The 13,925-nt window shown below is 69.0% G+C and carries 12 protein-coding genes and 1 pseudogene; 11 read left to right on the top strand and 2 right to left on the bottom strand.

Annotated features, from left to right (window positions below; genetic code table 11):
- Window positions 1-101: 101 nt before the first annotated feature.
- The 4 genes from AAG689_RS03035 to AAG689_RS03020 are packed head-to-tail and all read left to right on the top strand — an operon-like array spanning window position 102 to window position 4,894.
- Window positions 102-1,304, top strand: a complete 1,203-nt coding sequence (locus tag AAG689_RS03035; protein WP_406624703.1) for an imelysin family protein — start codon at window positions 102-104, stop codon at window positions 1,302-1,304.
- On the top strand, window positions 1,301-2,752 hold the full coding sequence (locus AAG689_RS03030) for a di-heme oxidoredictase family protein (protein ID WP_406624702.1): 1,452 nt from the start codon (window positions 1,301-1,303) through the stop codon (window positions 2,750-2,752). The genes AAG689_RS03035 and AAG689_RS03030 overlap by 4 nt, the downstream gene beginning before the upstream one ends.
- Window positions 2,749-3,825, top strand: a complete 1,077-nt coding sequence (locus AAG689_RS03025; protein ID WP_406624701.1) for an imelysin family protein — start codon at window positions 2,749-2,751, stop codon at window positions 3,823-3,825. Before AAG689_RS03030 ends, AAG689_RS03025 begins: the two co-directional genes overlap by 4 nt.
- Complete coding sequence (locus AAG689_RS03020) at window positions 3,815-4,894, top strand: DUF1513 domain-containing protein (RefSeq protein ID WP_406624700.1); 1,080 nt, start codon at window positions 3,815-3,817, stop codon at window positions 4,892-4,894. The genes AAG689_RS03025 and AAG689_RS03020 overlap by 11 nt, the downstream gene beginning before the upstream one ends.
- Window positions 4,895-4,947: 53 nt before the next feature.
- Here AAG689_RS03020 and AAG689_RS03015 read toward each other — a convergent pair whose 3' ends face one another.
- Together AAG689_RS03015 and AAG689_RS03010 are read right to left on the bottom strand one after the other, a co-directional pair.
- The gene (locus AAG689_RS03015; RefSeq protein ID WP_406624699.1) at window positions 4,948-5,949 is read right to left on the bottom strand and encodes an LLM class flavin-dependent oxidoreductase; all 1,002 of its coding nucleotides are present in this window, start codon (window positions 5,947-5,949) and stop codon (window positions 4,948-4,950) included.
- A pseudogene (locus AAG689_RS03010) lies at window positions 5,950-6,941 on the bottom strand (TRAP transporter substrate-binding protein).
- A gap of 398 nt (window positions 6,942-7,339) precedes the next feature.
- Here AAG689_RS03010 and AAG689_RS03005 point away from each other — a divergent pair.
- The 7 genes from AAG689_RS03005 to AAG689_RS02975 all read left to right on the top strand — a co-directional run bounded on the left by AAG689_RS03005 (window position 7,340) and on the right by AAG689_RS02975 (window position 13,876).
- Window positions 7,340-8,299: a Bug family tripartite tricarboxylate transporter substrate binding protein gene (locus AAG689_RS03005; RefSeq protein WP_406624698.1), complete on the top strand. Its 960-nt coding sequence runs from the start codon at window positions 7,340-7,342 to the stop codon at window positions 8,297-8,299.
- A gap of 14 nt (window positions 8,300-8,313) precedes the next feature.
- Window positions 8,314-9,186: an amidohydrolase family protein gene (locus AAG689_RS03000; RefSeq protein WP_406624697.1), complete on the top strand. Its 873-nt coding sequence runs from the start codon at window positions 8,314-8,316 to the stop codon at window positions 9,184-9,186.
- 91 nt (window positions 9,187-9,277) lie between these two features.
- On the top strand, window positions 9,278-10,159 hold the full coding sequence (locus AAG689_RS02995; protein WP_406624696.1) for a LysR substrate-binding domain-containing protein: 882 nt from the start codon (window positions 9,278-9,280) through the stop codon (window positions 10,157-10,159).
- 36 nt (window positions 10,160-10,195) lie between these two features.
- The gene (locus AAG689_RS02990) at window positions 10,196-11,197 is read left to right on the top strand and encodes an NAD(P)-dependent oxidoreductase (RefSeq protein ID WP_406626273.1); all 1,002 of its coding nucleotides are present in this window, start codon (window positions 10,196-10,198) and stop codon (window positions 11,195-11,197) included.
- Window positions 11,198-11,254: 57 nt separating this feature from the next.
- Window positions 11,255-12,205, top strand: coding sequence for a Bug family tripartite tricarboxylate transporter substrate binding protein (locus tag AAG689_RS02985; RefSeq protein WP_406624695.1), 951 nt, complete (start codon window positions 11,255-11,257; stop codon window positions 12,203-12,205).
- A gap of 49 nt (window positions 12,206-12,254) precedes the next feature.
- A complete protein-coding gene (locus tag AAG689_RS02980) occupies window positions 12,255-12,836 on the top strand; it encodes an amino acid synthesis family protein (RefSeq protein ID WP_406624694.1) in 582 nt (193 codons plus the stop codon).
- 74 nt (window positions 12,837-12,910) lie between these two features.
- Window positions 12,911-13,876 (top strand): tripartite tricarboxylate transporter substrate binding protein, encoded by a 966-nt coding sequence (locus tag AAG689_RS02975; protein ID WP_406624693.1) that lies wholly within the window; start codon window positions 12,911-12,913, stop codon window positions 13,874-13,876.
- Window positions 13,877-13,925: the final 49 nt, after the last annotated feature.

The raw sequence follows: 13,925 nt of genomic DNA, 5'->3' as shown, positions 1-13,925 counted from the left end.
CCGGTTTTGAGGTGAACAGACCCTATTCCACCAGAGCGCCTATTGATAATTAGTCGCATTTCTATAATCCCGCACCTTCAACGCATTCCCCAGGAGTACCCATGGTCCGCCCGTCGATCCGCACTACCGCCCTTGCCAGCCTGCTGGCCCTTGCCGCCTGGGCGCCTGCCGCCCATGCGCAGGCGGCGGCTGCGGCACCCGCCGTGGCGGCCCAGGCCGTGAGCGCCCAGGCCGTGGCGGTGCAGTACGCCGCCCTGGTGCATGCCAACTACGCCGACACGCTGGCGGCGGCCCGGGCGATGCAGACGGCCATCAAGGCATTCACCGCCAAGCCTTCGGAGCAGACGCTGGCCGAGGCGCGCAAGACCTGGCTCGCCGCGCGCGAGTTCTACGGCCAGACCGAGGCCTTCCGTTTCTACGGCGGCCCCATCGACGACGACAACGGCCCCGAGGGCCAGCTCAACGCCTGGCCGATGGACGAGTCCTACGTCGACAGCGTGGAAGGCAAGCCCGATGCGGGCCTGGTCAACAACCGCAAGTTCGCCATCAACAAGAAGAACCTGGCCGCGCAGAACGAGCGCGGCGGCGAGGAGAACATCGCCACCGGCTGGCACGCGATCGAGTTCTTCCTCTGGGGCCAGGACCTGTCCGACACCGGGCCCGGCAACCGCAATTTCGAGGACTTCGTGGACGGCAAGGCCAAGAACGCCGACCGCCGCCGCCAGTACCTGAACGTAGTGACCGACCTGCTGATCGACGACCTGACCTTCCTCGTCAAGGCGTGGGACCCGAAGGCCAAGAACAACTACGGCGCGCAGTTCGCCAAGGGCGGGCAGGAGTCGCTGCGCAAGATGCTCGTGGGCCTGGGCTCGCTCTCGCGCGGCGAGCTGGCGGGCGAGCGGCTGGAGGTGGCCCTCAACAGCCAGGACCAGGAGGACGAGCACTCGTGCTTCTCCGACAACACCCACCGCGACGCGGTGACCAACGCACTGGGCATCCGGAACGTGTGGCTGGGCCAGTACAGGCGCGCCGACGGCAGCGTGCTCAAGGGCGCTTCGCTGCGCGACCTGGTGGCCGCCAAGGACGCGCAGCTCGCCGAGAAGGTAACCAGGCAGATCGCGCAGTCGGTGGCCGCCGCCGAGGCGATCCAGGCGCCGTTCGACCAGGAAATCATCGGCGGCAACGACGCGCCGGGCCGCCAGCGCATCCAGAAGACCATCGACAGCCTGACGCAGCAAAGCAAGGACCTGGTGGAAGCCGCCAACACCATCGGCATCACCAAGCTCACGCTGGTGCAGCCTTGAGCGCGCCGCGCCGCGCCATCCGCCCGGCAGCGGCGGCCGCCGCCCTGCTCGCCGCGGGCGTGCTCGTCGCCGGCACGGACCCCGACGCGCTGGGCGAGAAAGCTGGCGGCGACACCACGGTGTACGCCACGGGGCGCAATGCCTTCTCGTTCCCCGCCGCCAACCTCGAAGACCCGGAGCGCACGCGCTTCGTGATCGGCAACTCGTTCTTCCGCCGCAACTGGGTGGAGGCGCCCGCCTCCACCAAGGCGCGCGACGGGCTGGGGCCGCACTTCATCGCGCGCTCGTGCGGCGGCTGCCATGTGCAGGACGGGCGCGGCGAGCCGCCCGAGATCCTCAACCGCCTGGGCGAGACGAAGGATCCGACGGTGGCGCTGCTCATCCGCCTGTCCATCCCCGGCCAGGACGCGCACGGCGGCCCCAGACATGAGCCGGTGTACGGCGACCAGTTCAACAACGCCGCCATCCAGGGCGTCAAGCCCGAGGGGCGCGTGACGCTGCGCTACGACACGGTGGAAGGCCAGTTCGCCGACGGCACGCCCTATGCGCTGCTGCACCCCCGCTACGGCTTCGCCGACCTGGGCTACGGCCCCATGCACCCACAGGTGATGGTGAGCCCGCGCATCGCGCCGCAGGTCATCGGCGTGGGCCTGCTCGAAGCCATCGACGAGGCCGACATCCTCGACAACGCGGCAACCCAAGCTGCCGCACCCGGCCCCGTCAAGGGCCAGGTCAATCGCGTATGGGACGCACCCTCGGGCCGCATGATGCTCGGGCGCTTCGGGTGGAAGGCCAACGTCGCCACCCTCGCGCACCAGACGGGTGCCGCCTTCCAGGGCGACATGGGCATCACCTCGCGCCACTTCCCCTCCGAGGCCTGCACGCCTGCGCAGAAGGACTGCCTTGCCGCGCCCAGCGGCAGGAGCGCCGCGCGGCTGGGCGATCCGGGGGTGGAGATCGATGACAAGACCTTCGACGACGTGGTGTTCTACCAGGCCACCGTGGCCCCGCCCGCGCGCCGCAACGCGGGCGACCCGCAGGTGCTGCGCGGCCAGGCGCTGTTCGCCCAGGCCCAATGCGCCACCTGCCACCGGCCGAGCTACGTGACGAAGGAAGGCCCCTTCCCCCGCCTGACCAGCAAGGCCCTGTCGGGCCAGCGCATCTGGCCCTATACCGACCTGCTGCTGCACGACATGGGCGACAGGCTGGCCGACGGCCGCCCCGACTTCCAGGCCAGCGGCCGCCGGTGGCGCACGCCGCCGCTCTGGGGCACCGGCCTCATCAAGGACGTGAACGGCCACACGCGCCTGCTGCACGACGGCCGCGCTCGCGGCGTGCTCGAAGCCGTGCTCTGGCACGGCGGCGAGGCCGAGGACGCCAGGCAGAACGTCTTGAACATGCCCCGCGCCGACCGCGAGGCCCTGGTGAAATTCGTGGAATCGCTATGAAACTCCGCCCCGCACTCGCACTGGCCGCGCTCTGCGCGCCTCTGGCCCTGCACGCCCAGGGCAGCTGGCAGCACGATGCCGTGCCCTTCTACGACACCACGCACGCGCTGCAAAGCCTGTACGGCCACTGGGGCCAGCCGCGCGCCGCCGCGTTCGCCAAGGATGCGCAAGCGCTCGCGCCCGCATTGCGCGCCCTGTGCGAAGCGCAGCCCGCCCAGGCGACTCCCGCCCTCGATGGCGCGCGCGGCGCATGGCGCAGCGCCATGCTGTCGTGGGAAAGCCTGGCGGCCGTGGCCGTGGGTCCGCTGATCGAGCGGCGCTCGCAGCGCCAGATCGACTTCGCGCCCACGCGGCCGCAGCTCATCGAGCGCGCCATCAAGACCCAGCCCCTGGGCGCCAGGGCGTTCGAGCGCATCGGCACCCCCGCCAAGGGCCTGCCCGCGCTCGAATGGCTGCTGTGGACGCAACCGGCCAAGCCCGGCACGCCCGCCTGTGGCTATGCCGTGGAAGTCGCGCTGGACGTGCAGCGCGAGGCCGACGCGCTCGCCGCCGCGTTCCAGAAAGCCGCCACCACCCCTTGGGGCGAGGAAGAGGAGCAGGAACGCTCCACCACCGCGATGGCCGAATTCATCAACCAGTGGGTCGGCGGCATCGAGCGCCTGCGCTGGGCGCACATGGAAAAGCCGCTGCGCGCCGCGCAGGGCACGCGCGCCCCCGACTACCCGCGCGCCGCCAGCGGCCAGACCGCCGCCGCCTGGGCCGCCGAGTGGAACGCGCTGCGCACCCTGGCCGTGCTGCCCGAAGGCAGCGCCGTGCCAGCGCCCGGCCAGGCGCTGGTGCCGCTGGAGACCTACCTGCGCGGCCGCGGCCTGAACCCGCTGGCCGACCAGCTCGCCAAGACCACGCGGGACATCGACGCCGCCTTCGCCGCGCTCGGCAAGGCCGGCAAGAACAACGGCACGCAGGTGCAGCAAGCCGCGCGCGCCCTCTCCGCGCTCAAGCGCCTGGCCGAGGCCGAGATCGCCCCCGCGCTGCAGGTCAGCATCGGGTTCTCGGATGCCGATGGCGATTGACCGCCGCCAGGCGCTGGCCCTGCTCGGCGGCCTCGCCGCCGTGCCCTATGCCCACGCGGGCGCCCCGCTGCGCCTCGCCGCGGCCTGGCAGCAGGAAGACGGCGGCCACCGCATCGGCGTGCTCGCCACGGGCGGCGCACTCACCGTGCAGCACGCGCTGGAAGTACCCACGCGCGCGCACGGCGTGCACGTGCTGCCGGATGGCACCCTGCTCGCCGCCGCGCGCCGCCCCGGCGACTGGCTGGTGCGCTGGCACCCCGGCCGCCGCGTGGAGCCGCTCTGGCACTGGATCGACGCCACGCGCTCGTTCAACGGCCACGTCATCGCCAGCGCCGACGGCCGCTGGCTCTACACAACCGAGACCGACATCGACACCGGCGCCAGCCTCGTCGCCCGGCGCGATGCGCGCAGCCTGGAGACCGATGCCGAGTGGCCCACGCACGGCATCGACGCGCACGAGCTGATCTGGGACGGTGCCACGCTCATCGTCGCCAACGGCGGCGTGCCCACCGCGCCCGAAACGGGCCGCGTCAAGCGCGACCTGCACACCATGGATTCGTCCCTGGTACGGCTCGATGGCCGCACCGGCCGCCTGCTGGGCCAGTGGCGCCTGGAAGACCCGCGCCTGAGCCTGCGCCACCTCGCCTGGAACCCCGGCCGCACGGTGCTGGGCATCGCGCTGCAGGCCGAGCACGATGACACCGCCTCCAAACACGCTGCGCCCATCCTCGCCCTGTTCGACGGCCAGCGCCTGCGCGCCGTGCCCACGCCGAACGCGGGCGGGACCGGCATCCACGGCTACGGCGGCAGCATGGCCGCCACGCAGGATGGCTGGGCCGTGAGCTGCCCGCGCGCCAATGGCATCGCCACCTTCACGCCGCAAGGCGAATGGCGGGGCCTGGTACCGCTGCCCGAGGTCTGCGCGCTGGCCGTGAACGGGCGGCAGCTCTGGGCAGGCGGCCTTGGCAGCAGCTTGCAGGATGCGCTGGCGGCCCGGCCTTCCGTGCACCCTCACGCCGCCAGCCTGCAAGGCGCGCAGCTGGACAATCACTGGGTGGGTTTAGGGTAAAAAACGGCTCCAGCGCTTATGCAGCAAGCGCTGGCAGCTATCTTTTTCGACGATCAGCCGATGCGCCGGTGCACTTCCGGCATCACCTCGTTAGCAATCCGCCGCATGGAGTCGTGCACCAGCTTGGAGTCGAGCACGCCGAAGTTCTGCAGGAACATCACGTGGTCGATGCCCATCTCGTGCAGCGCGACCAGCTGGCTGGCCACCGTCGCGGGTGCGCCAAACATGCCCAGCCCACCGCCAACGACCGTGTCGTAGGTGCGGCGCGTGTCGTAGAACAGGCGCGTGTCCAGGTACAGGTTGAACGCCTCCTCGGCATTCACCTTGGCCTGCGCATCGGTTTCGGCCACGTGGCAGTGGAAGGCCAACACGGCCTCGCCGCGCCCCGGCGCGCCGGACTCCTGGTAGCCCTTGCGGTAGTCCTCGATCAGCCCGCGGATTTCCTCGGCCGAGGTCAGGCACGAATACGGCAGCGAGAAGATGTTGCGGCCCTGGCGGCCCACGTGGTAGGCGGCCTCGCGGCGCTGGATCGCCACGTGGATAGGCAGGCCGCCCTGCTGCACCGGCTGCACGTTCAGCGCCACGCCGGGCAGGTCGTTGTACTTGCCCTGGAAGGTCACGGGCTCGCCCGTCAGCGCGCGCGTGAGCACCTGCAGGTTCTCGTCGAAGCGCTCGCGCTTCTCGTCGGGGCTGATGCGGTGGCCCTCGAATTCATGCCGCAGGTAGCCCGAGCCCACGCCGAGCGTCAGGCGCCCGCCCGAGAGCATGTCCACCATCGCGTAGTCCTCCGCCACAGTCAGCGGGTTGTGGATGGTGATGTTGGAGACGGCCACGCCCAGGCGGATCTTCTGCGTCTCGCGCGCCAGCGCGGCCAGGAACACGGCCGGGTTGGGCACCGAGCCGCATTCGTGGAAGTGGTGCTCGGCCACGAAGAAGGTGTCGTAGCCCAGGGATTCGGCCAATTGGGCCTCGCCGATCACCTGCTCGTAGAGCTGCGCGACCGAGCGGTGCAGCGCGGGGTGGTGGTCCTGGACGGAGAAGATCGAGTAACGCATTCAGCGCACCTTTTGGATGCGTTCGATGTTCTCGGCACCGAACTTCTGGTTGAAATCCTTGTAGCTGGCCTCGAGCGCGGCGACGAAGGGCGCCTTGTCCACCTGCTCGGCCACCGACATGCCGCGCTGCTTGAGGTTCTGCACGCCCGACAGCTCGTCCTGCGCCACGCGCGTGCGCATGGCCGCCGCCCCGGTGCGCGCGGCAGCGCGCAGGGCGTCCTGGTCCGCCGGCGCGAGCTTGGCGAACAGCGCGGGCGAGACGAGGAACAGCGCGGGCGAATACAGGTGCTGCGTGAGCGAGAGGTATTTCTGCACCTGGTACAGCTTGGACGCCTCGATCACCGAGATCGGGTTGTCCTGCCCATCCACCGTGCCCTGCTGCAAGGCAGTGAACGTCTCGGGCCAGTTGATCGGCGTGGGGTTCGCGCCCAGACCGCGGAACGCCGCCATGTGCATGGGGTTTTCCTGCGTGCGGATCTTGAGGCCGCGCAGGTCCTCGGGCTTGGCGATGGGGCGCTTGTTGTTGGTGACGTGGCGAAAGCCCCCTCGCCCCAGGCCAGCGCGACCAGGCCGCGCGCGGAGAAGCGATCGAGCATCTCCGTGCCGATCGCGCCGTCGAGCACCGCATGGGCGTGCGCGTAGTCGCGGAACAGGAAAGGCAGGTCGAAGATCGCCACCTGCGGCACGAAGTTGGGGATGGCGCCCGTGGACACCAGCGCCAGGTCCTGCGTGCCGATCTGCACGCCCTCGATCATCTCCCGCTCGCCGCCCAGGGCGCTCGACGGGAATTGCTGGATGGTGAACCGGCCGCCCGTCAGCCGCGCCAGTTCGCCGGCGAAGGCGGTGGCGGCGGCGCCGAACTGCGAGTTGAGCGGCAGCGGGTAGCCCAGCTTCCACTGCGTGGCGGCGCGGGCAACGCCAAGGGAGGTGAGCGACGCGGCGGCCGCCGATGCGATGAACGCACGGCGCCCCACGGTAGCGGGGATGGGCATGAGGGCAGACTCCTGGGGTAGGTCCCGGACCGGGAACTTCACCGCCGGGGCATCGCGCAAGATGCCGGCAACGGAATGGTGGAAAGGCGGATTGTAGAAGCCCGGCGGCAGCGCTCCGGATTTGAAACAAAACAGGCCGCCAGCGCCCGTCCAGAAAGCGCGAGCAGCTCCTGTATCAGGAGCACCAGCTCCGCATAGCGTGCAGTCGATGCGGCTGCGCTCGCAAGGCCGGGCATTAACACCACGGCATATCCCCACCCATATTCAGCACTCGGCATCACGCAACCGTGTGCCTAGCATCCGGCCGGTGCCGCAATGCCTCTTCGGGCCGCGCCCGGCACCCGACACCGCTCACACCAAAACGGCGCCGCTGGCGCACAGACACAGGAGACACACCCGTGAAGGCTTTCCATTTCCCTGCCGCTTTGCTGTTCGCACTGGCCGGCTCCGTCGCCAGCGCGCAGGATTTTCCCAAGACGCCCATCCAGATCGTCGTGCCTTATGCAGCGGGAGGCAACCTGGACGTCACCACCCGGCTCATCGCCCCGTTCCTGGGCGAGGAATTGGGAGCCTCCGTCATCGTGCAGAACAAGCCGGGCGCGGGCGGCTCCGTGGGGGCCACCCAGGTGTCGCGCTCGCGGCCCGATGGCTACACCTTGCTGACCACGGCGACGACCGAGCTGAGCGTCACGCCGCACATCACCAATGCGCCCTATTCCATCAAGAGCTTCGAGCTGGTGGGCAGCATCAATACGGTGCCCATGGTGGTGGAAGTCACGCCGCAGAGCCGCTTCAAGAGCTTCGAGCAATTCAAGGCCGCCGCTTGCGCGGAGCCGGAGAGCGTGACCGTGGCCATCGCGGGCGTGGGCTCGGTGAACTACATGGCGCTGATGCGCCTGCAGGAAGCGACCCGGTGCCGCTTCAAGATGGTGCCCTACAACGGCTCAGGCCCCGCGCTGCAGGGCGTGCTGGGCCAGCAGACGGATGCGATCATCGACCAGGTGTCCAGCTCGCGCCCCTACCTCGAATCCAAGCGGCTCCTGGCGCTCGTGGTTCTGTCGGACGACAAGGTGGGAGGCCTGGAGGGCGTGCCCTCGCTGAAAGAAGCGGGCGTGCGGGGTGCGGACATGGCCACGGTGGCGGCGCTGGTAGCGCCCGCCGGGCTGCCCGCGGACGTGGCCGCCAAGCTGCGCAAGGCGCTCAAGAAAACCATGGCCCGCAAGGAGGTCCAGGAGAAGATCGCGGTACTTGGCGGGGTGGCCTACACCGCCGAGGCAGACAACTTCATGGACGTGATCCGCCCCCTGGAAGAGCAAGCCCTGCGCTACAAGGCCGAGGGCAAGCTGCAGACGAACTAACCCGCATTCTTCCGATGGACCCGCTGCCCACCTGCCTGCCTCCCCCGGACACGTTCTCGCCCATCGGGTTCGACGTGCCTGCCGGGGCCTGCGATACGCACGCCCACGTCGTGAGCGAGGATCTCGCCCGCTATCCACTGACCGCCGACCGCAGCTACACGCCCGCGCCGGCGCCGGAGGCCGCCTATCTGCGCATGCTCGACCGGCTGGGCATGCAGCGCGGGGTGCTGGTGCAGATCAGCACCTACGGCACCGACAACCGGTGCATGCTGGCCACCCTGGAGCGCCACCCGCAGCGCCTGCGCGGCGTGGCCGTGGTCGACCGCTCCGTGTCCCGCGCGGCACTGGAGGACATGCACGCCCTGGGCGTGCGCGGGGTGCGCATCAACACACTTCTCAAGGGCGGCGTGGGCTACGACCAGGTGGAGGCCATCGCCGACCTCGTCGCACCGCTGGGCTGGCACCTGCAGTTCCTGATGCACGTGCGCGACCTGCCGGGGCTGCTGCCCATGCTGTCGCGCCTGCCCGTGCCGGGGGTGGTGGACCACATGGGCGACATGCATGTGGGCGACGACCTGGAGGGCAAAGGCTTCCGCACCCTGTGCGAACTGGTGCGCGACCACGGCTGGTGGGTCAAGCTCTCGGCGGCCTACCGCATGGGAGTGCCGCCGGACCGGCTGGACGCCACCACCGCGATCGCCCGGCGCCTGCTGGACACGGCGCCGGAGCGCATGCTGTGGGGCAGCGACTGGCCCCACGTCAACGTGGAGGCCATGCCCGATACAGGCGCGCTCCTCAACCTGCTGGCGCGGTGGGTGCCGGACGCCGGGCTGCGCCGGCGCCTCCTGGTGGACAACCCGGCACGGCTCTATGGTTTCCCCTCCTAGCCCGTCGCGTCATTGATCGGCGTTCGGCCTTGATGGAACAATCCCATCCCCTTCGCAGATCGAATGCCGTACCAGGCTCTCCAGAGGCTCCATGAAATTCAGACTTCGGCAAATGGAAGTCTTCCGTGCCGTCATGCTCACGGGCTCCATCAACGGCGCAGCCAAGCTGCTGTTCACGTCGCAGCCTGCGGTCAGCCGCATCGTCTCGCACACGGAACAGACCCTGGGGCTGCAACTGTTCAACCGGGTCAAGGGCAAGCTTGTCCCGACGCCCGAAGGCGAGGCGCTGTTCCGCGAGGTCGATGACTTCTACCAGCACGCGCTGCGCGTCGACGATTTCGCCCGGGGCCTCACGCAGGGCCCCACCGGAACGCTGAACATCGCGGGCAGCCCCTGCCTCAGCCACAGCCTCCTGGCGGGCGCCATCACGCGCTTCGTGCAGCGCTACCCCAACATCCGCATCAACTACCACACCACCTTGCTCAACGGAATGGCCCAGGAGGTCCTGAGCAACAAGGTCGATCTGGCCGTCTCCGTCCTCCCCCTGGAACACCCCAACCTGACCGTCCAGCCCTTCACCGAAGGACGCATGGTCTGTATCGTCCCGCGCGGACACGAACTCACCCAGCAGCCATCGGTCAGCATTGCCGCACTGGCCGCCTACCCGCTCATCGCCCACCACCCGTCCATTCCCTTCGGGCAGCTGGTATCGGCCGCATTCCGCAAAGCCGGGGTCACCCTGGCCTCGCGCATCGACATCCACCAGACCGACGTGGCGTGCTCCCTGGTGCGTGCGGGTGCAGGCGTCGCGATGGTGGACCAGTTCACGGTCGCTGGCGTCGCGTGGGACGACCTGCAGGTGCTGCCGCTGGCCGATGAGATACGGCTGACGCCCAGCATCGTGCGCTCCGTGTTCGATCTGCACAGGAACCACGCGGACAAGTTCATCGACATCCTCATGGCTGCCGCGTAGCAGGCTGCGCCCCGGGAGGGATTAACACAAAGCTATATCCCATCCCCGAAACAGCACTCGCCACGGTATACGCCGGCTCCTAGGATCGCAGTCCATGCACTGGGCCTTCGCCACGGTGCTCCAAACCCTCAACAGGAGACTGCATCCACCATGAAGATCGGACTCATCGGCGTCGGCAACATCGGCATCCATTTCGCAACGCGCCTCCTGGCTGCGGGCCATGCCCTGGTGGTGCACGACAGCAACCCCGCCGCACAGCAGCGGCTGGCCGCCCAGGGCGCGAGCATCGCCCCCAGCGCTCGCGAACTCGCCTCGCAGGTCGACACCGTGCTGCTGTGCCTGCCCCTGCCGCGCATCGTGGCCGAAGTGGCCGCCGAGGTGGCCCAGGGCAGCGCCGTGAAGACCGTGGTCGACCTTTCAACAACCGGCCCCTCGGCCACGCATGAGATCGCCGCACTGCTGGGCGCACGCGGCATTGCCCTTGTCGGCGCCCCGGTCAGCGGTGGCACCGTGGCGGCGGAGAAAGGCACGCTCGCCGTGATGGCCGCCGGCCCCGAAGCCACCTACCAGGCCGTCGAGCCGCTGCTGCGCGTGCTGGGCAAGAACGTCTTCTACCTGGGCGCGGACCCGAGCCTGGGCCAGACCGTGAAGATCATCAACAACACGCTCTACGCCACCAGCATGGTGGCCAGTTGCGAGGCGCTGGTCTACGGCGTCAAGGCCGGCCTGGCCCCCAAGACCATGCTGGACGTCATCAACGTCTCCAGCGGCCGCTCCTTCGCCACCCTGGAACGCATCCCCCAGTGCGTGCTCGACCGCAGCTTCCCCCTGCGCTTCACCACCGAGCTGCTGCACAAGGACGTGAAGATGTGCATGGACGAGGCCGAGAAGCTCGGCGTCCCGATGCAGGTGAACCCCGCCGCACGGCAGTTCCTCGCCTTCGCGATCTCGCAGGGCGACGGCGGCAAGGACAACGTCTACCCCATCCGCCACATCGAGCAATGGGCGGGCGTGCAGTTAGGCAGCAGCCCGGCCTGATCGATCCCGAGAGGAGTGCGGCAGCGCCCCTCCACAACATTCCGAAGGAGACACGACATGAAGCGACGACTCGTTGCAGCGCTGCTGTGCGCGCTGCCTTTCTGCGCCCTCGCGGCCTATCCCGAAAAACCCATCCGCCTCGTGGTGCCCTTCCCCGCCGGCAGCATCACCGACGTGGTTGCCCGGGCACTGGGTGACGGCATGGCGGCGCGGCTGGGCCAACCCGTCGTGATCGACAACCAGGCGGGCGCCAACGGCATCGTCGGCACGGCGTCCGCGGTCAAGGCCGCGCCCGACGGCTACACGTTGTTCATGGTGGGTGTGAGCACGGGTGCCAGCAACGTCAGCGCCTTCAAGTCGCTGCCCTACGACCCACGCAGGGACTTCACGCCCGTCGGCACGATCGCCGATGCGCCGTTCATGCTCGTGGCCAGCAAGTCCCTGCCGGTCAAGAACCTGCAGGAGCTCGTGGACTATGGCCGCGCCAACCCCGGCAAGCTCTCGTACGGCTACGGCTCGGGCAGTTCGCAGCTGTGCGCGGCCCAGGTCGTCTCCATGGGCAAGTTCCAGGCCCTGGCGGTGCCCTACAAGGGCGTTCCGCAAGCCATGACGGACCTGGTGGGCGGTGTCATCCACTTCACCATCGCCGACCTCGTCAACGGCTTGCAGCAGGCACGCGCCGGCCGGGTCACGGCGCTGGGCGTGACCTCCCGTACCCGCTCGCCCCTCGCTCCCGAGGTCCCATCGCTGGCCGAAGCCGGGCTGCCCGAATACGACCTCACGGTCTGGTTCGGCATGGCCGGGCCCGCAGGCATGCCGGTGCCCATCGTCCAGCGCGTCAATGAAGCACTGCAGGACGTGCTGGCCGATCCCGCCGTCAAGAAACGCTTCGAGACCGCGGGCCTGACCGCTACGCCTTCGTCCGCAGAGGCATTCGGCCGCCTCATCGCCGGCGACATCGCCAAGTGGGCCCAGGTCTTCCGCAACGCGGGGCTGGAACCGCAATAACCGCCCGTCCTCTTTTCTTCCCTTACCACTTCATCTACAGGAGCCCTCCATGTCCTTGGTCAAGATCCGCAAGAAACTGCTCAACGTCGAAAACATCTACCACGAGGGCGGCCCCGTGCGCGACGAGCCCATCAAGATGGGCTCCATCGCCGTGGTCCTCCAAAACCCCTACGCCGGCCGCTACGTCGAGGACCTCCAGCCCTTCGTTGACGACGCGACGAAGATGGCCAACGAAATCATCCCGGAGCTGATCGCGGCCCTCGGCGGCGCCGACAACATCCAGGCCTACGGCAAAGGCGCCATCGTCGGCCTCAACGGCGAACTCGAACATGGCGCGATCTGGCACATCGCCGGCGGCTGGCCCATGCGCTCGTACCTGCCCAAGGCGAAGTCGATCGTGCCCGCCGCCAAGGTGGTTGCCACCGCAGGCACGCGCCTGCCCATCCCCCTGCACCACATCGAGGCCTGCTATGTGCGCAGCCATTTCAGCACGCTGGACGTGGGCGTCATCGATGGTCCCCGCCCGGACGAACTGCTCTACGCGCTGGTGATGTCCACCGGCACCCGCGTGCACGAGCGCCTGGGCGGCCTGCGCGCAAACCAGATCGCGGTCGGCGACGGCCAGCGCTGAAGAACCGCCAGGGAGCGGGCTCACACGCCCGCCCCGAGCCGCCCCCGAAAAGACCAAAAGGAAAGGAGACATCCATGAAACGACTCACATTCATCAAGGCACTGGCCGCCACGGCACTGCTGTCCGGCGCCCTCGCGCATGGAGCCGAGTGGCCCGAGCGCCCCATCACGCTGGTGGTGCCCTTCGCGGCCGGCGGGAGCACCGATGCCACCGCGCGCATGGTCGCCGAACGGCTGGGCAAGGTGTTGGGCCAGCCCGTGGTCATCGACAACCGCGCCGGCGCCGGCAGCAACATCGGCAGTGCCTTCGTCGCAAAGTCCCAGCCCGACGGCTACACGCTGCTGCTGGCCACCAGCACCATCGCGACCAACGTTTCGCTCTACAAGAACATGGGCTTCGATCTGCGCAAGGACCTGGTGCCGGTGTCCCAGGTGGCGCTGATCCCGAACGTGCTCGTGGTGAACAACGATATCCCGGCCAAGACCCTGGCGGAATTCGTGGGCTACGTGCGCGAGAAGAAGGGGCCCGTCAACTTCGGATCGGCCGGCAACGGCAGCTCGCAGCACCTGTCGGGCGCGCTCTTCAACAGCATGGCAGCCGGTGAAATGACGCACGTGCCCTACAAGGGCGGCGCTCCGGCCAACACCGACCTGCTGGCCGGGCAGATCCAGGCCGTCTTTGCGCCGCTGGTGGAAGTGCTGCCCTATATCGACGGCGGCAAGCTCCGGGCACTGGCCGTCACGACCGGGGAGCGCTCGCCCCGCCTGCCCGCCGTCCCCGCGGTGGGTGAAGTGCTCTCCGGCTACGAAGTCGTCCTCTGGAACGGGGTGTTTGCGCCGGCCGGCACGCCGGCTGCCATCGTCGACAAGCTGGCCGCTGCCATCCAGAAGGTCACGCAGGAGCCAGGGCTGCGCAAGACCTTCACCGAGCAGGGTTCGGTGCCCGTGGGCAGTTCGCCTGGCGAGTTCAAGACCGTGCTGGCCAGCGAAATCGACAAATGGGGCAAGCTGGTCAGGCTCTCCGGCGCAAAGGTGGACTAGCTCCACGCATCAGCGCTGCCCAAGTCCGTTCTTCTCCCGCCGTTCCCGG

It is taken from the genome of Acidovorax sp. SDU_ACID1, from assembly GCF_045291395.1.
In the GTDB taxonomy this organism is placed as follows: domain Bacteria; phylum Pseudomonadota; class Gammaproteobacteria; order Burkholderiales; family Burkholderiaceae_C; genus MR-S7.
This window is presented reverse-complemented; position numbering and strand designations above follow the sequence as displayed.